The organism is Actinomycetospora succinea, assembly GCF_004363095.1.
In the GTDB taxonomy this organism is placed as follows: domain Bacteria; phylum Actinomycetota; class Actinomycetes; order Mycobacteriales; family Pseudonocardiaceae; genus Actinomycetospora; species Actinomycetospora succinea.
This window is the reverse complement of the sequence record NZ_SNYO01000007.1, coordinates 105,212-126,476: the sequence shown is the minus strand read 5'-3', so window position 1 is coordinate 126,476 and position 21,265 is coordinate 105,212. Positions and strand designations below refer to the sequence as shown.

The 21,265-nt window shown below is 71.1% G+C and carries 22 protein-coding genes, 1 tRNA gene and 1 pseudogene; 20 read left to right on the top strand and 4 right to left on the bottom strand.

The genetic code is table 11. The features are described 5' to 3' along the window. Positions 1-40: 40 nt before the first annotated feature. From EV188_RS22160 to EV188_RS22135, 6 genes and pseudogenes are all read left to right on the top strand, one after another. Positions 41-1,036, top strand: coding sequence for an aldo/keto reductase (locus EV188_RS22160; RefSeq protein WP_133828481.1), 996 nt, complete (start codon positions 41-43; stop codon positions 1,034-1,036). A gap of 52 nt (positions 1,037-1,088) precedes the next feature. Beyond that, complete coding sequence (locus tag EV188_RS22155; protein WP_133828480.1) at positions 1,089-1,490, top strand: VOC family protein; 402 nt, start codon at positions 1,089-1,091, stop codon at positions 1,488-1,490. A gap of 38 nt (positions 1,491-1,528) precedes the next feature. Continuing rightward, positions 1,529-1,927, top strand: a pseudogene (locus tag EV188_RS22150) (TetR-like C-terminal domain-containing protein); the annotation flags it as partial. Continuing rightward, the gene (locus EV188_RS22145) at positions 1,924-3,072 is read left to right on the top strand and encodes a GDSL-type esterase/lipase family protein (protein ID WP_133828611.1); all 1,149 of its coding nucleotides are present in this window, start codon (positions 1,924-1,926) and stop codon (positions 3,070-3,072) included. The pseudogene EV188_RS22150 and the gene EV188_RS22145, both read left to right, overlap by 4 nt. A 90-nt stretch (positions 3,073-3,162) precedes the next feature. Next, positions 3,163-3,564 carry a nuclear transport factor 2 family protein gene (locus EV188_RS22140; protein WP_166660014.1) on the top strand — a complete coding sequence of 134 codons (402 nt, stop codon included), beginning with the start codon at positions 3,163-3,165 and terminating at the stop codon, positions 3,562-3,564. A 47-nt stretch (positions 3,565-3,611) separates the two neighbouring features. Continuing rightward, positions 3,612-3,941 carry a GYD domain-containing protein gene (locus EV188_RS22135; RefSeq protein WP_133828478.1) on the top strand — a complete coding sequence of 110 codons (330 nt, stop codon included), beginning with the start codon at positions 3,612-3,614 and terminating at the stop codon, positions 3,939-3,941. A 210-nt stretch (positions 3,942-4,151) separates the two neighbouring features. On the opposite strand, the gene EV188_RS22130 is transcribed toward EV188_RS22135, so the two are convergent. After that, a complete protein-coding gene (locus EV188_RS22130; RefSeq protein ID WP_133828477.1) occupies positions 4,152-4,352 on the bottom strand; it encodes a hypothetical protein in 201 nt (66 codons plus the stop codon). Positions 4,353-5,152: 800 nt separating this feature from the next. Between EV188_RS22130 and EV188_RS22125 the strand changes: the two genes are divergently transcribed. Continuing rightward, positions 5,153-5,707 (top strand): hypothetical protein, encoded by a 555-nt coding sequence (locus EV188_RS22125; protein ID WP_133828476.1) that lies wholly within the window; start codon positions 5,153-5,155, stop codon positions 5,705-5,707. Positions 5,708-5,837: 130 nt separating this feature from the next. Here EV188_RS22125 and EV188_RS22120 read toward each other — a convergent pair whose 3' ends face one another. Then, the gene (locus tag EV188_RS22120) at positions 5,838-6,545 is read right to left on the bottom strand and encodes a hypothetical protein (RefSeq protein ID WP_133828475.1); all 708 of its coding nucleotides are present in this window, start codon (positions 6,543-6,545) and stop codon (positions 5,838-5,840) included. A gap of 105 nt (positions 6,546-6,650) precedes the next feature. On the opposite strand from EV188_RS22120, the gene EV188_RS22115 reads away from it, so the two are divergent. From EV188_RS22115 to EV188_RS22080, 8 genes are all read left to right on the top strand, one after another. Continuing rightward, positions 6,651-7,856 (top strand): helix-turn-helix domain-containing protein, encoded by a 1,206-nt coding sequence (locus tag EV188_RS22115; RefSeq protein WP_133828474.1) that lies wholly within the window; start codon positions 6,651-6,653, stop codon positions 7,854-7,856. A 4-nt stretch (positions 7,857-7,860) separates the two neighbouring features. Next, positions 7,861-8,418 (top strand): flavoprotein, encoded by a 558-nt coding sequence (locus tag EV188_RS22110; RefSeq protein ID WP_133828473.1) that lies wholly within the window; start codon positions 7,861-7,863, stop codon positions 8,416-8,418. A 182-nt stretch (positions 8,419-8,600) separates the two neighbouring features. Further along, positions 8,601-8,888, top strand: a complete 288-nt coding sequence (locus EV188_RS22105; protein WP_243741902.1) for a hypothetical protein — start codon at positions 8,601-8,603, stop codon at positions 8,886-8,888. Positions 8,889-8,959: 71 nt separating this feature from the next. Continuing rightward, positions 8,960-9,136 carry a hypothetical protein gene (locus EV188_RS22100; protein WP_243741901.1) on the top strand — a complete coding sequence of 59 codons (177 nt, stop codon included), beginning with the start codon at positions 8,960-8,962 and terminating at the stop codon, positions 9,134-9,136. Between the two features lie 261 nt (positions 9,137-9,397). Next, entirely contained in the window at positions 9,398-10,951 is a 1,554-nt protein-coding gene (locus tag EV188_RS32745; RefSeq protein WP_243741900.1) for an FtsK/SpoIIIE domain-containing protein, read from the top strand. Next, on the top strand, positions 10,948-12,456 hold the full coding sequence (locus EV188_RS22090; protein ID WP_133828471.1) for a replication initiator: 1,509 nt from the start codon (positions 10,948-10,950) through the stop codon (positions 12,454-12,456). Before EV188_RS32745 ends, EV188_RS22090 begins: the two co-directional genes overlap by 4 nt. 16 nt (positions 12,457-12,472) lie before the next feature. Continuing rightward, positions 12,473-12,661, top strand: coding sequence for a helix-turn-helix transcriptional regulator (locus tag EV188_RS22085; protein ID WP_133828470.1), 189 nt, complete (start codon positions 12,473-12,475; stop codon positions 12,659-12,661). Positions 12,662-12,663: 2 nt separating this feature from the next. Continuing rightward, entirely contained in the window at positions 12,664-13,839 is a 1,176-nt protein-coding gene (locus EV188_RS22080; protein WP_133828469.1) for a site-specific integrase, read from the top strand. Positions 13,840-13,895: 56 nt separating this feature from the next. On the opposite strand, the gene EV188_RS22075 is transcribed toward EV188_RS22080, so the two are convergent. Beyond that, positions 13,896-13,969: transfer RNA gene (locus EV188_RS22075), tRNA-Lys, on the bottom strand. A 537-nt stretch (positions 13,970-14,506) separates the two neighbouring features. Here EV188_RS22075 and EV188_RS22070 point away from each other — a divergent pair. Together EV188_RS22070 and EV188_RS22065 are read left to right on the top strand one after the other, a co-directional pair. Continuing rightward, the gene (locus tag EV188_RS22070; protein ID WP_133828468.1) at positions 14,507-15,013 is read left to right on the top strand and encodes a hypothetical protein; all 507 of its coding nucleotides are present in this window, start codon (positions 14,507-14,509) and stop codon (positions 15,011-15,013) included. A gap of 393 nt (positions 15,014-15,406) precedes the next feature. Further along, positions 15,407-16,195, top strand: coding sequence for an ArsR/SmtB family transcription factor (locus EV188_RS22065; RefSeq protein WP_133828467.1), 789 nt, complete (start codon positions 15,407-15,409; stop codon positions 16,193-16,195). Here EV188_RS22065 and EV188_RS22060 read toward each other — a convergent pair. Continuing rightward, complete coding sequence (locus EV188_RS22060) at positions 16,185-17,222, bottom strand: PHP domain-containing protein (protein ID WP_133828466.1); 1,038 nt, start codon at positions 17,220-17,222, stop codon at positions 16,185-16,187. The genes EV188_RS22065 and EV188_RS22060 overlap by 11 nt on opposite strands. A gap of 88 nt (positions 17,223-17,310) precedes the next feature. On the opposite strand from EV188_RS22060, the gene EV188_RS22055 reads away from it, so the two are divergent. The 3 genes from EV188_RS22055 (at position 17,311) to EV188_RS22045 (ending at position 21,198) form a co-directional block, all read left to right on the top strand. Continuing rightward, positions 17,311-18,894, top strand: coding sequence for a Rieske 2Fe-2S domain-containing protein (locus tag EV188_RS22055; RefSeq protein ID WP_133828465.1), 1,584 nt, complete (start codon positions 17,311-17,313; stop codon positions 18,892-18,894). Positions 18,895-18,898: 4 nt separating this feature from the next. Continuing rightward, complete coding sequence (gene dusB, locus EV188_RS22050; RefSeq protein WP_133828464.1) at positions 18,899-20,017, top strand: tRNA dihydrouridine synthase DusB; 1,119 nt, start codon at positions 18,899-18,901, stop codon at positions 20,015-20,017. A 278-nt stretch (positions 20,018-20,295) separates the two neighbouring features. After that, complete coding sequence (locus tag EV188_RS22045) at positions 20,296-21,198, top strand: GGDEF domain-containing protein (RefSeq protein ID WP_243741899.1); 903 nt, start codon at positions 20,296-20,298, stop codon at positions 21,196-21,198. The last annotated feature ends 67 nt before the right edge of the window (positions 21,199-21,265 follow it).

The following is a 21,265-nucleotide window of genomic DNA, read 5'->3' as shown; positions in this document are numbered from 1 at the left end:
ACGGTGGGTCCCAGTGATCACCGAGCATGAGGAGGACGCCATGCGGACGCGACGACTGGGCAGCACCGGGCCGACCGTCTCCGCGCTGGGCCTGGGCGCGATGGGCATGTCGGGCGGGGCCTACGGCGAGCCCGACCGCGCGGAGGCGATCGCGACGGTGCACGCCGCGCTGGACGCCGGGGTCACGCTGATCGACACCGGCGACTTCTACGCCATGGGCCACAACGAGATGCTGCTCGGCGAGGCCCTGCGCGGCCGGGACCGCGACAGCTACACCCTGAGCGTCAAGTTCGGGGCGTTGCGGGGTCCGGGCCATGTCTTCAGCGGCCAGGACAACCGCCCGGAGGCGGTCAAGAACTTCCTCGCCTACTCGCTGACGCGGCTCGGCACCGACCACGTCGACGTCTACCGCCCCGCCCGGCTCGACCCCGCGGTGCCGATCGAGGACACCGTCGGCGCGATCGCCGAGATGATCGACGCCGGCCACGTGCGGCACGTCGGTCTCTCCGAGGTCGACGCGGCCACCATCCGCCGCGCCCACGCCGTGCACCCGATCAGCGACCTGCAGATCGAGTACTCGTTGCTGTCCCGCGCGGTGGAGGCCGACGTCCTGCCGACCCTGCGCGAGCTGGGCATCGGGCTCACCGCGTACGGCGTCCTGGGGCGCGGCCTCATCTCGGGCCACTGGACCGCCGGGCACACCGCGCCGGGCGACGTCCGCAGCGCCACGCCGCGCTTCGCGGCCGGCAACGTCGAGCACAACCTCGCCCTCGTCGAGGCGCTGCGCGAGGTCGCGGCCGCGCGGAGCTGCACCGTCGCCCAGCTCGCGCTCGCCTGGGTGGCCGCCCGGGGCGACGACATCGTGCCGCTCGTGGGCGCCCGCACGCGGGCCCGCCTGGACGAGGCGCTGCCGGCGGCGGACCTGACGCTCGGCGCGGACGACCTCGCCCGGATCGAGCAGGCCGTCCCGGCGGGCTCGGCACGCGGCGACCGCTATCCGGCGGCGTTCATGGCGAGCCTCGGCGTCGGCAACTGACCGGCGATGGTTCGATTGACATACTCGTCAGTCCTCTTCCAGGATCGCAGGCGTGACCTCGACCTCCCCCGCCGACCTGGCGGTCGCCACCGTCGTCCCGGTGTCGGACATGGCCCGCTCCCGGGCGTTCTACGAGGAGACCCTCGGCCTCGCCGGCGAGCCGGTGCCGGGCGGCGGCACCGTCCTGCGGGCCGGGGGCGGCACGCTCCTCTACCTGATGAGCGACGCCGGCTATGCCGGGCAGGCGGGGTGGCCCCTGGCGTCGTTCCGGACGCACGACCTCCCCGGGACCGTCGCCGACCTGCGGGAGCGCGGCGTCGTCCTGGAGTCCATGGACGGCGAGCCGCCGTGGCGGACCGACGAGCGGGGCATCGCCGACTTCGGGGACGTGCTCATCGCCTGGTTCCGCGACCCGGACGGCCAGGTGATCTCCGTGGTCCAGCCCACGCCCTAGCTCCTGGCTACGGGCATTACCCTCCTTTCCCATGTCGGCTGGCGCTGGCCGAGATGGCCGATCTCGGCGCGGCGGCCCTGGCCGGACGGGCCGGCCGGGACGCCCTCGTGGCGTTGGGTGACGTCTACCGGGAGTACGCCCGCGACCACCCCGGCCGCTACGCCGCCGGCGAGTACCGGCTCGACCCGGCCGACGCCGCCGCGAGCGCCGGGCCCCGGCACACCCGCATGATCCGGGCGGTGCTGCGCGGCTACGGCCTGCCCGAGCCCGACGAGGCCCACGCGGTGCGCCTGCTGGGCAGCACCTTCCGGGGCTTCGTGAACCTCGAGCTCGCCGGCGGGTTCAGCCACAGCGAGCCCGGATCCGAGCAGAGCTGGACCTGGGTGCTCGACGCCCTCGACACCGTCCTGGAGGGGACGCCGCCGTGCCTGACCTGACCGCCGTGCCGATCACCGCCGAGCTCGTGCGCGGCGCGGTCGAGCTGGAGGCCACCGATCGCGGGGTCCGACCGCACCGCCTGCCCGCGGCGGCACGGGCGCGCGCGGAGGCGCAGGTCCTCGGCGCCGAGTCGTGCCCGGCGGGGGTCCGGCTGGTGCTGCGGACGACGGCCACCGTCGTCGAGATCGACGCCCACCGCACCACCACGTCGTTCCGGGGCATGCCGCCGCGTCCCGACGGGCGCTTCGACCTGCTCGTCGACGGCGTCCCCACCGACCAGCAGCACTCGAGCGGCGGCCGCGCCGTCGTCCTCGACCTCGCCACGGGCGAGGCCGAGACCCACGACGGGCCGGTCGCCACGATCCGGTTCGCGGGGCTGCCGCCGCGGGAGAAGCGGCTCGAGGTCTGGCTGCCCCACCAGGAGCCGACCGAGCTCGTCGCGCTGCGTGCCGACGCCCCGGTGAGCCCCGAACCGTCGGGCGACCGGCCGGTGTGGGTGCACCACGGCAGCTCGATCAGCCAGGGGTCCAACGCCGCGGGTCCGACCGGGACGTGGCCCTCGCTCGTGGCCACGAGCTGCGGCCTCGAGCTGGTCAACCTCGGGTTCAGCGGCGGCATGATGCTCGACCCGTTCGTCGCGCGCGCCATCGCCGCGATGCCCGCGGACCTCCTCAGCATCAAGATCGGGATCAACATCGTGAACGGCGACCTCATGCGCCGGCGGGCGTTCGCCCCCGCCGTGCACGGCTTCCTCGACACGGTCCGCGACGGGCACCCGACCACGCCGCTGCTGGTCGTCGGGCCGATCCTCTGCCCGATCCACGAGACGACCCCCGGCCCGGGCGCGCCCGACTTCGCGGACGGCACGGTCCGGTTCCGGGCCACCGGCGACCCGGCCGACGTGAACGCCGGACCCACCGGGAAGCTCTCGCTGCGGGTGGTCCGCGACGAGCTCGCCCGCGTCGTCGCCCAGCGCGCCGACGACGCGAACCTGCACCTGCTCGACGGGCTCGATCTCTACGGCGAGGGCGACGCCGCCGCGCTGCCCCTGCCCGACCGCCTGCACCCCGATCCGGCCACCCACCGCCTGATCGCCGAGCGCTTCGCCGCGCACGCCTTCGGGCCGGGCGGGCCGTTCGCGTGACCGAGCCGCTGCACCCGCTGTCATGGGCGCGCAGACCAGTACGTAGTTGCCGTCATGTCCGCGCTGTGTGACGCGGTAGATGCTGGCTCTGTGACGACCACGCAGAGCACCAACGTTGCCACCGTCCAGGGCGCGTACGGCGCCTTCAACAGCGGCGACGTGCCGGGTGTGCTCGCGGTGATGCAGCCCGACATCGAGTGCATCGAGGGGGCCGGGCCCTATCAGGGCCGCTACGTCGGACCCCAGGCGATCGTGGACAACGTGTTCGCCCCGATCCCCGAGGACTGGAGCGAGTTCACGGTGACCCCCGACGAGTTCCTCGAGGCCGGGGACGTGATCGTCGTGCTCGGCTGGTTCGCCGGGACCGCTCGGGAGAGCGGGACGTCGTTCCGATCCCGGTTCGCGCACGTGGTCCGCATGCGTGACGGACTGGAAGCCTCCTTCGAGGACATCTCCGACGCGCACGCTTTCCACGTGGCGCTCGGCCGCTGACGAGTAGGTGCGTTCGCACCGAGGCGCGAAACCCGAGGAGGTCGGCGATGCCGTTGTACATGTACGAGGCCGCCTATACGGCCGAGTCGCTGGCGGCCCAGATCCGCGAGCCCCAGGATCGCCTGGAGGCCACCAGAGGCCTCTACGACGCTGCCGGCGTCACGGTCGTGGTCGCCGGTCACCCCCTCGGCGAGCGCGACATCGTGATCGTCTTCGACGCGCCCGACGACACGGCGGCGGCCAGCGTGGCGCTCACCATCGGCGCGGGAGGGGCGGCCCGGTCGGGTCGGACGACACGCCTGTTGAGCACGCAGCAGTGGAAGGAGTCGCTGGAGCGCGCGCAGGGCGTGGCGGCCCAGTACCGGCCGGCCCGGTGATCGGGCGCTGGGCAGAGTGGTGGGCCCCGTGGGACTCGAACCCACAACCAACGGAGTCGTAGTCCGGGCTTGGTGACGTTCGCGGTCGATGGTGAGCACCCGCGCTGAGCTGCGCTGACGCTCTCGCGAGGTTCCGGCCGTCTCCCGGCCCTGCTGGTCGTTAGCGGCCGGTAGAGGGCAGTAAGCGGTGCCGGTGATCTTGTCCCGGCGTCAGGCCGAGATGAGCGGCTTGTAGCCGAGGACGGACGCCGCACCGTCGAGGTAGGCACGTCGGTGCGCCCTCGGGACCCACTCCTCGACCGGTCGGACCGTGAGCATCCCGCCGCCGGCTATCTGCCAGTAGTCCTCCTCGGCGAGCGCGATCGAGGCATCCTGCTCACCCTGGGCCTGGACCTGCTCCTGCTCGGTCATGTCCGGCACGCTGCCCGAGCTCGTCGACGTAGTCCAGACATGACGGGCCTGTGCGGTCTCCCCGTCGGCCAGGTCCTCCCGGAGCGCGCCAGGGCCAGGGGGCCAGGTGGAGCACCCGACGCGCTGAACGACCTGGCCCCCTGGCCCTGGGGTGCTACGCCCTCGCGGTGGCCGGCGGGGAGACCTGCCCTACCCCCTCCCCGGAGGTCGCCTGGGGTGCGGGGGCGGCGAGCGCCCCGCCGACGGCACTCCTAGAGTCCGATCCAAGATACGAGGGCATCAAGGATCTTGCTGCCTGCCTCGGTGGCTAGCCCGGAGAGCAGAAGCCCTCCAGCTACGTAGAGGGCGCGGCGCAATCGCGCACGCGCGCGCCCGCGTGCACCTGACGACGTAGCAGTAGACTGCTCGCGAGGGTCCGCACGACGAGGAACTCGACGCTCTTCGCCTTTATCGGCGTCGAATTGCCGAGATAGAGAATGGCAACGGTTTGGGCTAAGGCCCCCGTGGTCGTGGTCTTCGTTCATAGGGACCTTCATAGCGGTGAGCAGAACGTCCTCGCCACTTTGCCAATGTCAGGTCCTCTGACATTTGGTGAGACTGCGAGACGGGTGGGGGAACCACAAATCTGACAACTGTTTTGGATCTTCAAGCAAGATTACCCGTTTAGCCTAGTGTCGTGTCGGAAGTCGACCCATAGCTACAGGTAGAGCGCACTTCGACCCGGCGAGCGAGGACTACCCCTACCCCGCCCTCAGCTCGCGGAGCTAGCTTAGCCGCTAGAACCTCGATAATCTCTCGCAATGAAGAGACGCCCGGTCGAGAACATCGGAGCCGAGTTCGGCTCACCGCTCTTTGAGATCGCCGCCTACCGAGTAACTCCCAAACGATGGGATAAGGAACGCGAGGAGCTGCGCGAAACCGCTAGGAGCATGATGTTGCCATCCGTGGTCGAAGTTGCCTCGCCTGAGCAGATACAGCGCGTTGAGGACAGACTGATGGACTCGCTCGTCCATGACCGAGGCGGATTCCCGTACGCTCAGGTGATCGGCTGGCTCAGGCTCATACATGACGGTCCGGGACCGTGCGTCAAAGCGTATACGTACAAACTGCCGCAGAAGCGGTTTCAACGACGTTTTCGTCAGGAACGCTATGAGTGGCAGGGCAAGGAGTTCGAGCTCGATTTCGACTATTCGGAACTATCGAATCTTGACATCGCTGACGAAATCCGGAGCGAGATCGTGCGCACGACCGCGAAGGGTGGCAGCCTGCAAGGAAGGTGGCTCGACCTGGCCTGCTTCGATTACATGACCGTGGTGATCGACTGGCGCAGCCGCTTAGGGCTTCCTCGTCTATAGCGGAACGGGGGGGGCCTCGGCGGGCGTGGCCGCGCGGCACGCCGGGTCGAAGACAGGAGGCGGGGCCGCAGCGAGCCCGCCCGTCCGGCCCGTCAGGGCCGGCTTGAAGACGTAGAGAAAATCCTCACCACTAGCCGTCCTGCCCGAAGAGGTCCCGATCGAACACAAGGGTGAAGCTCCAGCCATCCGGCTCTCGGTGGCCGGAAGCAATCATCATGCCGTACGAGTCGGCGACCAATTCCATCGGACTGAACGGTGCACGCGTCGTCATTCGAATGGCCTGGAATCCGTCAACAGCACCTCGGCGAAACTCGATCTTGGGCATAGCACGCTGACGAAAGTCGAGCTCCGCCCGGATATGCAAGAGTAGCTCGTCTCGAAGAAGGGTCAGCGACTTAGCCGTCTCCTCTTCATCTCGTTCGGCGGCATCACGGTCAAAGTCCGGGTTGTCCTTATCTGAGTTCACGACCAGAGCAGATCGGTTCCACGACCAACCCGCGAGAGTGAACTTCCAAAAAGAAAAGAGGGAAGCGACATTCTTCGAAGCATAGATGCTTACCCGAGAGCCCAGACGCTTCCATTCCTCGCTGTCGACGTCGACGGGAATGAGAGCGGAGTCACCAGCTCGCGCTCTCTCGCAGAAATCTTCGACTGAGCCCATCTTTCGGATGTCACTCTCGTTCACGTACAACATGAGGTCCTGGTAGACCTCCGTCCTCTTGTCCCACAGCTTGACGCCGAGATCCTTCTTGATTGTGTCGGAGGCACTCCGCCGAGTGTAGACAATCGCTCCGATAGCGACAGCCGCGGTAAGAATCGGCGAGATCGCGGATAGCACGGCTAAGAACGTTGGCACTCATCCTCCTACTGTCGAGTCATTATTTTCGGCGATCCAGGAGTCTTTGTTGGTGCATCCAAGGAGTTGTTGTGTCATACTGAATGCATGGTCGGCGAGTCTATAGGCAAGCGAATCGCTACCTATCGTCGCCGTCGCGGCATCAGTCAGGCCGCCCTAGCAGGCTTGCTGGGACGTTCTGAGTCCTGGCTTTCGCAGGTCGAGCGTGGCGTTCGATCTGTCGACCGCATGTCCGTTCTCCTTGACCTCTCGCGGCTGCTCGACGTTGAGGTGCAAGCGCTCACAGGCACTCCGTGGCAGCTTGCACCGAACGGCGGCCCTCGGGCCGAGGGACTCGGCGAGATTCGCTCGGTACTCACTCGATACGCGAACCTCGTGGAGGACGACGTACCGGCGCCGACGGCGACGTCGCTTCGCGCCGTGGCCTCGGACCTCCACCAGGAGTATCAGGCGGCCAAGTACGCGAGCGTCATCCGCGAGCTGCCGTTGCTGATCGGACAGGCAGACTCGGCGCTTCTGGGCGCGGCCGGTGATGACCGCGAGGCGGCACTGTCCTATGTCGAGGCATACGTCGTCGCCTCGAAGCTGCTGACGAAGCTCGGCGTCGGCGACCTCGGCGCTGTGACAGCGGATCGCGCGGCGATGGCAGCAGGCCGCACCGACTCGAACGTCGTGCAGGGCATGGCGATCTATCAGGTCGTGACTGCGCTCCTGCGGTCGGATCAGGTCGACCAGGCCGAGCAGCTCGCGACGCGGATGGCTGAGCAGCTCGTGCCGCGCGTGCGGTCGGACGACCCGGCGCTGGTTTCCGTAGCCGGCGCACTCTGGCTGATATCCAGCGTGATCGCCGCCCGTCGCGCTGAGAAGTGGGAGGCGGAGCGCCGGCTCGATCGCGCTCAGATGCTCGCAGAGATGCTCGGGCACGACGCGAATTACGCCTGGACCGCCTTCGGCCCGACGAACGTTGCGATCCACCGGGTCTCGGTGGCAGCCGAGCTCGGCGACCCGGCAGCGGCGCTCGACGCAGCGGCCGCGGTCGACCTCGACCGGCTGCCCGAGGGTCTCGCGAGCCGTCGCGCTCAGGTGAATCTCGATCTGGCGTGGGCCCAGGCGCAGCGCAAGCGCGACGCGGAGGCGACGCTGAACCTCCTCGAGGCGGAGAGCGCCGCATCCGAAGCGGTCGCGCACAACGTGATGGCCCGAGAGGTCATTCGCGAGATGCTCGCGCGGTCCAAGCGCGGCCACGGCTCGGCGCTGCAAGCTCTCGCGACCCGCGCGGGTGTGCTGCACTGACGTCATGTCGTCGCCTCTTGGCCTGGTCGTCTGCGGTGCTCCGCTGGCAGCCCGAGCTGACGAGGTGGCGCGCGCGCTGGTCGGCGCCGGCTGGTCGGTGTCGGCCGGCGTGACCGAGTCCGGGAGTGAATGGATCGACGCCGACACGTTGTCCAAGGCGTCGGAAGCACCTGCGTCCACACGCCGTCGCCAGCCCGACGAGCAACGACGAGAGAGCCGCCCCGATCACGTCGTGGCGTTCCCGCTGACCTTTAACACGGCCAACAAGATCGCCCGCGGCGTCATGGACAACCACGTGACCGGGACTCTGTGCGATGCACTCGGCACCGGAGCGACCATCGTGTCGGTGCTGTTCGTCAACGACCGGCTGTGGGCTCACCCGGCATGGGCGTCGACCCTTGACACGCTCACGTCGGCCGGTGTGATGTTCCTCGACCCACACTCCGGTCGTCTGGGACCGCCTGTTCCCGTTCGTTCCGGTACAGGTGGGGATGTCGTCGCCGGCTTCGACCCCGAATGGGTCGTCCGCGCGCTGGAATCGCGCCGAGCAGCGACCGCCTGATCGCACTTCACACGACCCGCACATCTGTGCGGGTCGCACTCTTGTGCGGGTCGAGTCGCTGACCTGCGGTTTTCCTGGTGTTGCGCCCCGAACAGATCGGGAATCGCGCGACGAGTCCCTGGAGGACCGCAGGCATGGCAGCGATCAAAGTGGACACCTCGGCGTCCCGCTAGAGCGTGGGCGTGGTCCCGAAGCCGAAGAACGACATGGAGGGTCGCCAGCGCACGGACCGCATCACCGGTACCCCGCTGTTCGTCACGCAGCTGATCAAGCTCGACGACGACGGTGCGGAGATCATCCCCGTGACCACTCCGGGGGCACCTGACGTCGGTCAGGGCGCGGAGGTCCGGCCGGTGAACCTCGTCGCGATCCCCTGGCAGCAGGCGCAGCGCTCCGGGGTCGCGTTCAGGGCGGACGCCATCGAGCACACGCCCGCGTCGGCGCCCACGCCGAAGGGCTCGGGCTCGTGACCGCCGCAGCCCGCGGCGAGGCGCTCTGGCATGGACTCAACTCCACTCAGGCCGACGGCACGGAGTGCGTCATGTGCGAGCGCTCGTTCACCTGGCCCGAGCTTCCTGACGCCTACCGGCCCGCCCCGGTACCCGGCACTCGCTCTGGGCCCGCCGGCATCGCGGCCGTGCCGGTCGGCCGCTCCGAGACCGGCTCGCAGGTCTTCGCGTGTGCGGGCATCTGCGCGGCCCTGGCCTGGCCCGACTGATCGGGCCGTCCGCTCCCACGGGGGTCGGGGCTGACTTCCCCGCAGCCCCGACCTCCCTCCCTCGTCTCATCTTCCGGCCGGCGCGGTCCGGCCTCGGCTCTCCACGGAGTGATCGTCATGGCCCGTTCCGCCTCGTTTTCCGCCCGATCCCGTCCATTCCTCCGCGCCTCTCGTACCGACGGGTTCGAGATCATCACCGCCCCGACCACGCACCCCGCCGCACGTGTCGCGGGCCTGGCAATCCGGCTCCGCGCCGAGATCATGGCGGGCCTCGCCGTGGTCGCCGGCTGGCTGCTGCTCACGACCTGGATGCCCTGGGGCGCCGCGCTCGCTCTCGTCGCCGTCGTGATCGCCGTCCTGGCGGCGGTTCCCGCCCTGCGCAGGTGCGTGAGCCGACGAGCAATGGCGACGATGACCCGCCACCGGCTGCGTCAGGTCCTCGTCGAGCGTCGCTGCCTGAACTTCTCCCGCGCCGCTCCGCTGTTCCTGTGGTCGCACCCGACCGAGGTCGGCGAGACCGTGTGGCTGCTGCTGCGCGCCGGGATCAGCCCGTCGGAAGTCGAGGGCGAGGTCGAGTGGATCGCCTCGGGGTGCTTCGCCCGCGACGCCCGCGTCACCCCGACCCGTCGGATGACCGCCCTGGTGAAGGTGGATGTGATCCGCCGCGACCCGCTGGCCTGCGAGCTGATCGCCTCCGAGCTGGACGACTGGACCGCCACCACCGGCGAGGCGCCCCCGCGCGGCACCGGATCGTTCCGCCGACGCCGGCCAACCGGCACTGGTCGGGCACTGGGAACCGAGCCGGTACGTCGGTCCCCGCTCCGCGCGCGACGCTCGACGAGCACGACGACGTCCCGCTGGTCATCGACCACACCGAGCGGGCGAAGGAGGACCGGACCGCGGTGCCGGACCGTGGCGGGGACTGGTCGGACTATGTCTGAGCCGACCCGCCTCCGCGCCCTGCTCCGCGACTGGGTCACCGCCGTTCGCACCCCGGCCGTCTGCAACGAGGCGCCCGCGCCGTCCGTCCTGTCGATCTGGGACCCGATCCACCTCGGGGTCGACGAGTACGGCCGTGCGGTCCGCGTGACCCTCGCCTACCGCAACGCTCTGCTCGCCGGGGAGCCCGGCGCCGGCAAGTCGGTCGGGCTGAACTGCATCGTCGGCCACGCCGCCCTGGCTACCGACTGCGGGCTCTGGCTCTTCGACGGCAAGCTCGTCGAACTCGGCCTCTGGCGCACCTGCGCGGAGCGGTTCGTCGGCCCGGACCTCGACGATGCCATCGACGCCCTCGGCGCGCTGCAGGGCGAGATGGACCGCCGCTACGAGCTGCTCGACACCGAACGCCGCCGCAAGATCACCCCCGACGACGCCGTGCACGGCATCGAGCCCGTAGTCGTGGTGCTCGACGAGGTCGCCTACTACTCGGCCACCGTTGGCACGAAGACCCAGCGCGAAGCCTTCTCCGTCGGCGTGCGCGACCTCGTCGCCCGGGGACGGGCCGCCGGGATCATCGTCGTCGCCGCCACCCAGCGCCCCAGCTCGGACATCATCCCCACGTCACTGCGTGACCTATTCGGCTACCGGTGGGCGTTCCGCTGCACCACCGATAGCAGCTCGGACATCGTGCTCGGTGCCGGCTGGGCGACCCGAGGCCACACCGCCGCCGACATCGCGCCCGAAGACAAGGGCGTGGGACTCCTGCTGGCCGAGGGCGGCGAACCACGCCGGATCAAGTCCGCGTACCTGTCCGACGAGCAGGTCTACGCCCTGGCCGACCACGCCACCGGCCTACGCGCCCGGGACGCGGCATGACCACCGCGACCGACGCTCGTGCGACTGTCGAGTCCCTCGGGGCCCGGCGACGAGCTCGCGACGCCAAGACCGCCTCCCTGGCCGAGCTCGCGACCGCGGTGCGCGCGGATCACAACCGGTGGATGAGCCACGTGGCCAACGCCGCCGGCTGCTCGCACCCGATCCGCCTGGTCGGCACCGTGACCCGCGTCGAGGCCTCCACCGGCCGGATCACCCGTGACACCCACACCACCGAGATGCCCGACGGCGTGCTGTACACGCCCTGCGGCAACCGCCGCGCTTCGGTGTGCGCCGGGTGCGCGGAGACCTACCGCGCCGACACCTACCAGCTCGTGACCGCCGGCCTCGTCGGCGGCAAGGGCGTCCCCGCCTCGGTGGCCGAGCACCCGTGCGTCTTTCTGACCGTCACCGCCCCGTCCTTCGGGCCGGTCCACGCGCACCGCACCGACCGCGCCGGGCGCACCATCGCCTGCCGCCCGCGCCGCCACCTCGAGCACTGCCCGCACGGCGTCCCGCTGGCGTGCTTCGACCGCCACGACGACGACGCGCCCGAGCTGGGCAGCCCGCTGTGCCTCGACTGCTACGACCACCCCGCCCAGGCCGTGTGGAACCTTCACGCCGGCGAGCTGTGGCGCCGCACCATGATCGCCGCCCGACGCGGCATCAAGACCCTGGAGAAGCGCCACCGGATCACGCTGCGTCTGAGCTACACGAAGGTCGCCGAGTTCCAGGCGCGCGGCGCGGTGCACCTGCACGCCCTGGTCCGCCTCGACGGCCGCGACCCTAAGGACGCTGACGCCGTCCTCGTCCCCGACGCCCGGGTCGGCGCCCACCACCTCGCCACCGTGCTCCGTCGAGCGGTGGAGGACACCCGGTTCGCCACCGCTCCGCACCCGGCCCGCGAGGCCGGCTGGCCGATCGTGTGGGGCGAGCAGGTCGACCCGCGCCCCGTGCGACTCTCGCGCCTGGACCTCGATGACACCGGCGAGATCACCACCGGCGCTGTCGCCGGCTACCTTGCGAAGTACGCCACCAAGGCCACCGAACTCGCCGGCCATGCGTCCAAGCGGCTGCGCCCCGACACCGTGCGCGAGTACGCCCGCCTCGACACCCACCCCGGCCGCCAGATCGACACCTGCTGGCACCTCGGCACCCGACCTGAGCAGGCCGACAGCCAGGAGTGGGCCGCCGGCTGGGGCCGGCTCCAGCGCTGGGCGCACATGCTCGGGTTCGGCGGCCACTTCTCCACCCGCTCCCGGCGCTACTCGACCACCCTCGGCGCCCTGCGCCAGGCCCGTCGCGACTGGCGCCGCGAGCACGCTCCGCGCCCCGACGAGGACGAGGAACTCGCCGACGAGGACACCACCGAGGTCATCGTCAACTCGCTCGTCTTCGCCGGCATCGGCTGGCACACCAGCGCCGACGCGCTGCTCGCCAACACCTCGGCCGCCAACGCCAGAGCCAGGAGGCGAGCCGCCAAGGAGGAGACCGACACCGCAGCCTGACCAGGAGACCAACCCGATGTATCCGCGAGAGCGACTCTGGTCCGTCCAGGACCTCGCCGAGTTCCTCGGCGTCCCGATCATGACCATCTACCACTGGCGCCGGACCGGCTACGGCCCGCGAGGCACCCGCGTCGGCCGCTACGTGAGGTACCGCGAGGCCGAGATCGAGCGGTGGCTCGACGAGCAGGTCGAGAAGGTGGGGTAGCCGTGCCTCGTCCACCCCTGCCCATCGGCACGTACGGCAACATCACCACGCATCCCGTGGCCGGCGGCGGCTTCTGCGCCGTCACGCGCTTCCGTGATCACGACGGCGTGACCCGCAAGGTGAAGCGGGTGGCCGCCACCGCTGCGGCGGCGAAGAACCGCCTGCGGGAGGACCTCCGCGACCGGGCGAAGGTCACCGGTGGCTCCGGGCTCACCGGCGACTCCCGGTTCTCGGTCGCGGCCGAGCAGTGGATGAGCGCGGTCGACGTCCTCGTCGAGCAGGGCCGGCGCTCGCCCGGCACCGCCCAGGTCTACCGGTCCACGCTCCAGGGGCATGTCCTGCCCGCGGTTGGGGAGCTGCGGCTGCGGGAACTGACGGTCCCCCGCGTCGACCGGGTGGTGCAGCTCGTCCACCTCCACCAGGGCGCCCCGACGGCGAAGCTGGTCCGGACCGTGCTCTCGGGCGTGCTCGGGCTCGCGGTGCGGCACGGGGCGCTGCCGACGAACCCCGTCCGCGAGATCGCCAACGTGGGCGGCCAGCCGAAGCGCCGGCCTCGGGCGCTGACCGCCGAGGAACGGAAGGCGTGGGTGAGCCGGCTGGCCGGCGACGAGGACGCCCGGCGTAAGGACCTGCCCGACCTGTGCGCCTTCATGCTCGCGACCGGGGTGCGGATCGGTGAGGCGCTCGCGCTGAGCTGGGATGAGGTCGACCTGGACGCGGGCACCGTGGCGATCGACTGGACGGTGATCCGGATCAAGGGTGTCGGGCTCGTGCGCAAGGCGACCAAGACCAGCGCCGGGGAGCGCACGCTGGTCGTCCCCGGGTACGGGCGCTCGATCCTGCGGCGTCGATTCCTCGCGGCCGGCGGTCGCGGCCCCGTCTTCCCGGACTCGCTCGGCGGCTGGCGGGACCCGTCGAACACCCTGCGCGCGCTGCGGGCGGCTAGGGGCTCGGAGGAGTTCGCCTGGGTCACCTCGCACGTGTTCCGCAAGACGGCCGCGACGGTGCTCGACGGCGCCGGGCTGACCGCTCGGGAGATCGCCGACCAGCTCGGGCACGCCCAGGTGTCGATGACACAGAACCGGTACCTGGGCCGGCGGGCGGTGTCGTCCTCGGCGGCCGAGGCGCTGGAGCGCGCCCACCACGACGAGGGCGAGGAAGGCGTTTCCGGCCCGTAAGCGGTACCGCGATCTTGGACAACTGCACAGTGGAACGCCCTGACCAGGGCGAGGGGTGGGCCCCGTGGGACTCGAACCCACAACCAACGGATTAAAAGTCCGTAGCTCTGACCCATTGAGCTAGAGGCCCCGCAACGACGACGAGTCGCGGTGAAAGCGTAACCGGGCGACTCGCCGGACCCGCCGAGAGCAGGCCGAACCCGTCCATCACTGGTCCGTTCGGCGCATCCATCGTGGCGTTCGGCGAACGTCCGGCGCGCCCGCTGACGTCGGCGCGCTCCGTGCACGCGTCCCCACTCGGTGCAGTCGGCCGCTCCCGACCAGGTGAGCCCGCGTGACGCCCCGGACACATGACGGGGCGTTTCGCCTGGTCAGGGACTTGCACCCGGATCCGACGCCGCCGCATGCTGGGTCTCGCCAGAACGAAGCGTCGGGTGACCGTCTGACGCAGGGTCACGGATGGTCACCGTCGGGTCACTGTCGTGCCGCGGTGAGGAAACGAGTACGAACACCGGGTACCGGAGGTTCCGCCTCCGGCGCGCACGACCGATGCGACAGGTGGAGCACTCCCCGATCTCGACGCCTCACCCACTGCACCGGTTGCCCGCGGGCCCCGACGGAGTGCTTGACCCCCAGGCGCGCCGCCCGCACGGAGAGGAGCCACCGCATGTCGATGGCCGTGGTCATGTCCGAGATGCCCGACGTCTGGCGCAAGGTGCTCGCCGAGCACGTGCCCGACGCGCAGCAGAACTGCCACGAGTGCTTCCAGGGCGGCTCCCGGGCGAGCTGGCCGTGCCAGACGTACCGGATCGCGCAGGAGGCGAAGTGGGTCGCCGAGGGCGGCCTGCCCGGCACCGGCCCGCACGGTCCCGGCCCGAGCCGGACCCGGATGACCCCGCCGGACACCCGGACCGAGACGCCGTCCGACTCCCTGCCCGGATCGTCGTCGGCGCTCTCCGAGCCCCTGGGCCGGCACGGCGACCCGCTGGAGTCGCCGCCGGAGCCGGCCCCCACGACCGGTGGCTGGGCGTTCGACGGCCGCCCGCTCGCGGGCGACCCGCTCGGCGAGACCCCGGGCGCGACGACCGGGGAGCGCCCCTACGGCTCGACCTTCGACGCGCCCTACGGCTCGTCGTTCGGCGTCGACGACCGGCTGCACGCCTCGCGCTGGTAGCGCCTTAGCGCAGGAACTGGCCTGCCCCGGAGACAGGCAGGCCCCCGGAGCGGCTTCCCGTCGACCCGGCGCGATGCCGGGCGATCGGGCCCCGACTGGACGAGGTCGGGGGCTCCGGGGGCTGGTGTCCTGCCTGGATTCGCTGGCCGCCCTGCCGCAGGATCACTGTGCCTGCGGACCGGCCAATTCCACGGCCTTCGAGCGACTAGCTGACGGACACCTCACGAGTCCTGTCGTTCTTCAACGCTGGACCACCTCCTCTCCCGTGTACGTCCCAACGTAGGCGCGTCGCGATCACCCCGCAAACGGCTTCCGGCGCCCGTCGTTGACAGGCAACCGATCGGTTCCCTATCGTCGGATGGGCAACCTGCTGGTTGCCTGATCGGAGTGGTGATGGACGACGTGTTCCGGGCCCTCGCCGACCCGAGTCGGCGGGCCCTGCTCGACGCCCTGCGCGACCGCGGCGGGCAGTCGCTGCGCGAGCTCGGCGAGGGTCTGCAGATGACCCGCCAGGCCGTCGCGAAGCACCTGGGCGTGCTCGAGGACGCGGGGCTCGTCGTCACGTCGTGGCACGGGCGGGAGAAGCACCACCACCTCAACGCCGCGCCGATCAACGACGTCGCCGACCGGTGGATCCGGCGGTACGACCGGGCGCGGGCGGAGGCCCTCGCCGATCTCAAGAGCGCTCTGGAGGAGACCGACGTGTCCGACGACTTCGTCTACGTGACCTACATCCGCACGACGCCCGAGAAGCTCTGGCAGGCGCTCACCGACCCCGCGTGGATCACCCGCTACTTCGACGGTGGTGGGCCGAAGTCCGACTGGACGCCCGGCGCGAAGGTGCTGTGGTCGATGCAGGGCGAGGAGCACCACGACTGGGACCAGCACGTCCTCGAGGCCGACCCGCCCCGGCGCCTGTCGTACAGCTGGCACAACTACCAGCCCGAGATGGCGGAGATGTTCGGGTGGAGCGACGAGCGCCTCGCCGAGCTGCGGCAGGAGAAGATCTCGAAGGTCACGTTCGACATCGAGCCGGCCGGTCAGGCCGTGAAGCTCACCGTCACCCACGACGACTTCGCGCCCGACAGCGAGATGCGCGCGGGCGTGTCGCAGGGATGGCCCGGGATCCTGTCGAACCTCAAGTCGGTGCTCGAGACCGGCGAGGTCGCCGTCACCGGTTGAGCGAGCGCCAGGCGGCGAGGTCGTCGGCGGAGCGGGTGTTGACGATGCGGTCCACCGGCACCTCGCACTCCTCGGCGCGCTCGGCGCCGTAGGGCTGCCAGTCGAGCTGGCCGGGGGCGTGGGCGTCGGTGTCGACGACGAACTCGCAGCCCGACGCCAGGGCCTGGCGCAGCAGGGTGCGCGGGGGGTCGAGGCGCTCCGGCCGCGAGTTGATCTCCACGGCCACGCCGTTCTCGATGCACGCGTCGAACACGGCCTCGGCGTCGAACGTCGACGGCGGCCGCGTCCCCCGCCCACCGGTGACGAGGCGCCCGGTGCAGTGCCCCAGGACGTCGACCAGCGGGTGCGACACCCCGGCGACCATGCGGGCGGTCATCAGCTCGCTCGGCGCCCGCAGCTTCGAGTGCACGCTCGCGACGACGAGGTCGAGCTCTTCGAGCAGGTCGTCGGGGGCGTCGATGTCGCCGTCCTCGAGGATGTCGACCTCGATGCCGCGCAGCAGCCGGAACGGCGCGAGCTCCTCGTTGACCTGCGCGATCACGTCGAACTGGAGCCGGCGCCGCTCGGGGGTCAGACCGTTGGCGACGGTGAGGTTCTCGGAGTGGTCGGTGAGCACCATCCACTCGTGGCCGAGGTCGCGGGCCGTGCGCGCCATCTCGAGGATGTCGCTGCCGCCGTCGGACCAGGTCGAGTGCGTGTGGCAGTCGCCGCGCAGGGCGGCGCGGATCGCGGCGCCGCCCGCGACGGGCTCGGTGTGGCGCGCCTCGAGGTCGGCGAGCGTGGCCGAGGTCCCGCCGTCGAGGACCTCGGTGACGACGGCGGCGGTCTTCTTGCCGACACCCTTGAGGTCGGTCAGCGTGCCGGCGCGGGCACGTTTCGCGACGTCGTCGGGGTCGAGCTCGGCGAGCTTCTCGGCCGCCGAGCGGTACGCCTTCACCCGGTAGGTCTCGGCGCGCTCGCGTTCGAGGTAGAAGGCGACGGCGCGCAGGGCGGCGATCGGGTCACCGTCGACGGGGATGGCGGTCACGTGGTCAGGGATACCCCACCCGGAGCCGCCGTGGGCCACAGCACCACGGACAATCGGTGGTGAGCACTGTGATGGAGGTGGTCTGCTCGTGCGGGTGACCGGAATCGGGCACGCGGGAATGCGCTTCGAGACCGCGGGCGGCAGCGTGCTGTGCGACCCGTGGACCAACCCGACGTTCTTCGCGTCCTGGGTGCCGTTCCCCGACAACACCCAGCTGGACTGGAAGGCGCTGGGGGACGTCGACTACCTCTACGTCTCGCACCTGCACCGCGACCACTTCGACGCGGACAACCTGCGCGACAACGTCTCCAAGGACGCGCGGGTCCTGCTGCCGGACTACCCCACCGACGAGCTCGAGAACGAGCTGCGCGAGCTGGGTTTCAGGCACTTCGTGCGCACCGAGACCGGTGTGCCGCAGGAGCTCGACGGCGGCCTCCGCTTCATGATCACCTCGCTGAAGGGCCCCGGTGACGGGCCGATCGGCGACTCGGCGCTCTCCCTCGACGACGGCACCGCGCACATCGTCAACCAGAACGACGCGCACCCGCTCGACATCCCCAAGCTGCTCGAGTTCGGCGCCTACGACGCGCACTTCACGCAGTTCTCGGGCGCGATCTGGTGGCCGATGGTCTACGACCTGCCCCAGGCCGCGAAGCGCGAGTTCGCCCGCCGCAAGCGCATCGGCCAGGAGGACCGGGCCATGCGCTACATCCGCGAGGTCGGGGCGCCGCACGTCTTCCCGACCGCCGGTCCGCCGTGCTTCCTCGACGACGAGCTCTTCCGGTGGAACGGGCTGGGCTACGAGGGCGTCGAGGGCGAGTCGATCTTCACGGACCAGTGGGAGTTCCTGGGCCGGATGCGGGAGCTGGGCCACGAGGGCGGGCACCTGCTGCTGCCGGGCACCACCGCCGAGATCGGTCACGGCACCGTCGAGGACCTGACGCACCCGATCCCGGACGCCGAGGTCGAGACGATCTTCCTCGACAAGGAGCGCTACCTGCGCGACTTCGCCGAGCGGGCCCGCCCGGCGATCGACGCGCAGAAGGCGGGCTGGTCGGCACCGCAGCCCGACATCCTGCGCCAGCTCAAGGAGTGGATCGAGCCGCTGATGAAGCGCGCCGACCACATGTGCGACGGCATCGGCGGCCCGGTCCGCATGGACCTGCACGGGATGCCCGGGGACACGCCGGGGATCGACGAGGACGGCACCCTGTCGCTGGCCTTCGACTTCCCCGCCCGCGAGATCCGCGTGTGGAACGGCGAGCAGGCCCGCTACCGCTGGGGCGTGCCGGCGACGCTGGTGCAGACGAACGTCGACACCGGCGAGGTCGACTGGTCGAACTCGCTGTTCCTCTCGGTGCGGTTCACCGCCACCCGCGTGGGCCAGTACAACGAGTACCTCTACACGTTCTTCAAGTGTCTGTCCGAGGAGCGGATGGACTACGTCGAGAACTGGTACGACGCGCAGAACGACGACGGCCGCGACATCGAGCTCGACGGCTGGAAGGTGCAGGCGCGCTGCCCGCACCTCTCGGCCGACCTGTCGAAGTTCGGCTCGGTCGACGGCGAGGTGCTGACCTGCTCGCTGCACAACTGGAAGTTCAACCTCCGGACCGGACGCTGCCTGACCTCGGCGGGCCACGAGATCCGGGCCGAGAAGCTGGGAGACTGAGTTCGTGCTGCGCATCGGTCCCCTCGAGCTGCCGACGCCGGTCGTGCTCGCGCCGATGGCGGGCATCACCAACGTCGCGTTCCGCCGCCTCTGCCGCGAGCAGGGCGCCGGGCTCTACGTCTGCGAGATGATCACGGCGCGGGCGCTGGTGGAGAAGCACCCCGGCACCGCCGAGATGATCGCGTTCGACGCCGACGAGAAGCCGCGCTCGATGCAGCTCTACGGCGTCGACCCGGTGACGATCGGACGCGCGGTCGACCGCATCGTCGACGAGGACCTCGCCGACCACGTCGACCTCAACTTCGGCTGCCCGGTACCCAAGGTGACGCGCCGCGGCGGCGGCGCCGCGCTGCCGTTCAAGCGGCGGCTGTTCGGCTCGATCGTGCGCGCGGCGGTCGAGGCGGCCGCGCGGGGCGGGCTGCCGCTGACGGTGAAGATGCGCGTCGGCATCGACGACGACCACGTGACGTTCCTCGACGCCGGCCGCATCGCCGCCGACGAGGGGGCCGCCTCCGTGGCCCTGCACGCGCGCACGGCGTCGCAGCGCTACTCGGGCCACGCCGACTGGGACCGGATCACGCAGCTGCGCGACGCCCTGCCCGCGACGACGCCGGTGCTGGGCAACGGCGACATCTTCGCGGCGTCCGACGCCGTGGCGATGATGGAGAAGACCGGCTGCGACGGCGTGGTCGTCGGGCGCGGGTGCCTCGGGCGGCCGTGGCTCTTCGGCGAGCTCGAGGCGGCCCTGGCCGGGCGGCCGATCCCGACGCCGCCGACCCTCGGCGAGGTCGCGACGGTCATGCGCCGGCACGTCGAGCTGCTCATCGCGCACCACGGCCACCACAAGGGCGTGCGCGACTCCCGCAAGCACATGTCCTGGTACCTGCACGGGTTCGCCGTCGGCTCGGAGCTGCGCCGCGAGCTCGGGATGATCGACGGGCTGGAGCGCCTCGACGAGCTGCTGGCCCGGCTCGACCCGGACCTGCCCTTCCCCGCCGACGCCGACGGGCCGCGCGGCCGGCAGGGCTCGCCGGCCCACGTGACGCTGCCCGAGGGCTGGCTCGACGACCCCGAGGACGACACCGTCCCGGCCGCCGCCGACGTCATGCACAGCGGCGGCTGACCCTTCCCGGGCGCTACTCTTCGTGCCCGCGACGCGGGTCACGTCACTGCCAGGCACCCGCCGTTCCCGCAGGACCACCGGCGCGGGCGACTCAAGGTGGGCCGAACGGGTCGGCCGCCGGTACGGCAACGCAGCGTCACCTGCGCCGGACGACTGAAGTTGTCGGCGACGCGGGGAATGACCGTTACACGGCGGTGATCCCGGGCGACACTAGAGGCGGGACGGAGGTGGTGTGTGTGCGGCTGGCCGGGCTGCTCCACGGACGCGGGAGCACGGCGGTGACGACCGCCGAGCCGTCGCGCACCGCGGACGCCGAGACGCCGGCCGCCTCGCCGGCGCCGTCCGTCACCTGCGGTTTCCCCACGTCGCCGATCGTCGGGCTCGACGCCGTCCCGTCCGCGGAGACCTCGCCCGACGGCCGGGCCGACCAGGCGCGGGCGCACGAGGCCGCCGCCGAGGTCCTCGCCGACCGCGGTGACTGGCGCAAGGCCTACCACCACCTGAAGGCCGCCGTGTCGCTCGTGCGCGACGAGCAGACAGTCCCGTCGAGCGTGCCCGATCAGTTACGCGTCGAGGTCGACCGTCTCCGCCGCGAGCGCGCCGAGGCGCGCGAGCAGAGCCGCCGCGACAGCCTCACGGCCACCTGGAACCGGCGCTACCTCGACGAGCGCCTCGGCACGCTGCGTGATGGCTCCGAGGACGGCCCGGTGTGCGTGGCGCTCGCCGACGTCGATCACTTCAAGCAGGTCAACGACACCCACGGCCACGCGCTCGGCGACGAGGTGCTGCGCCGCCTCGTCGACCTCATGAGCGAGGAGCTCCCCGAGGACGGCTTCTGCGCCCGCTACGGCGGCGAGGAGTTCGCCCTCGTGCTGCCCGGGGTCGAGCCCGCCGACGCCGTGCGGGTCTGCGAGGAGGCCCGCGCCCGCGTCGACGCCCACCCGTGGCACGAGATCGCCGAGGACCTGCGGGTGACGGTCAGCGTCGGGGTCGCGTGCCTCGGCTCCTCGGGGTCGCCGGGCCTGGACGCCGCGGACGCCCTGCTCTACGTCGCCAAGCGCGCCGGCCGCAACGCGGTGGCGTTCCGCGACGCCGCCGACGGCGAGGTGCGCCTCGCCGGCGCCGCGGGTGGCCGGCGCGGCATCGGGGCGGCCGTGCGGCGGGCGTTCCCGTCCGCGTGAACGACTGAGCCGGAACTGAGCGTTTCGGGGTGTGTGCTGTCCCCCGGTCGTGTGGCGCCCGTTGTGT

Bases quoted from the DNA above. Each gene is read 5' to 3' on its own strand.
- EV188_RS22085 (WP_133828470.1), top strand. From the start codon at position 12,473: ATGTATCCGCGAGAGCGACTCTGGTCCGTCCAGGACCTCGCCGAGTTC.
- EV188_RS22125 (WP_133828476.1), top strand. From the start codon at position 5,153: ATGAAGAGACGCCCGGTCGAGAACATCGGAGCCGAGTTCGGCTCACCG.
- EV188_RS22100 (WP_243741901.1), top strand. From the start codon at position 8,960: ATGTGCGAGCGCTCGTTCACCTGGCCCGAGCTTCCTGACGCCTACCGG.
- EV188_RS22070 (WP_133828468.1), top strand. From the start codon at position 14,507: ATGTCGATGGCCGTGGTCATGTCCGAGATGCCCGACGTCTGGCGCAAG.
- EV188_RS22065 (WP_133828467.1), top strand. From the start codon at position 15,407: ATGGACGACGTGTTCCGGGCCCTCGCCGACCCGAGTCGGCGGGCCCTG.
- EV188_RS22110 (WP_133828473.1), top strand. From the start codon at position 7,861: ATGTCGTCGCCTCTTGGCCTGGTCGTCTGCGGTGCTCCGCTGGCAGCC.
- EV188_RS22130 (WP_133828477.1), bottom strand. From the start codon at position 4,352: ATGACCGAGCAGGAGCAGGTCCAGGCCCAGGGTGAGCAGGATGCCTCG.
- EV188_RS22090 (WP_133828471.1), top strand. From the start codon at position 10,948: ATGACCACCGCGACCGACGCTCGTGCGACTGTCGAGTCCCTCGGGGCC.
- EV188_RS22115 (WP_133828474.1), top strand. From the start codon at position 6,651: ATGGTCGGCGAGTCTATAGGCAAGCGAATCGCTACCTATCGTCGCCGT.
- EV188_RS22135 (WP_133828478.1), top strand. From the start codon at position 3,612: ATGCCGTTGTACATGTACGAGGCCGCCTATACGGCCGAGTCGCTGGCG.
- EV188_RS32745 (WP_243741900.1), top strand. From the start codon at position 9,398: ATGGCGGGCCTCGCCGTGGTCGCCGGCTGGCTGCTGCTCACGACCTGG.
- EV188_RS22160 (WP_133828481.1), top strand. From the start codon at position 41: ATGCGGACGCGACGACTGGGCAGCACCGGGCCGACCGTCTCCGCGCTG.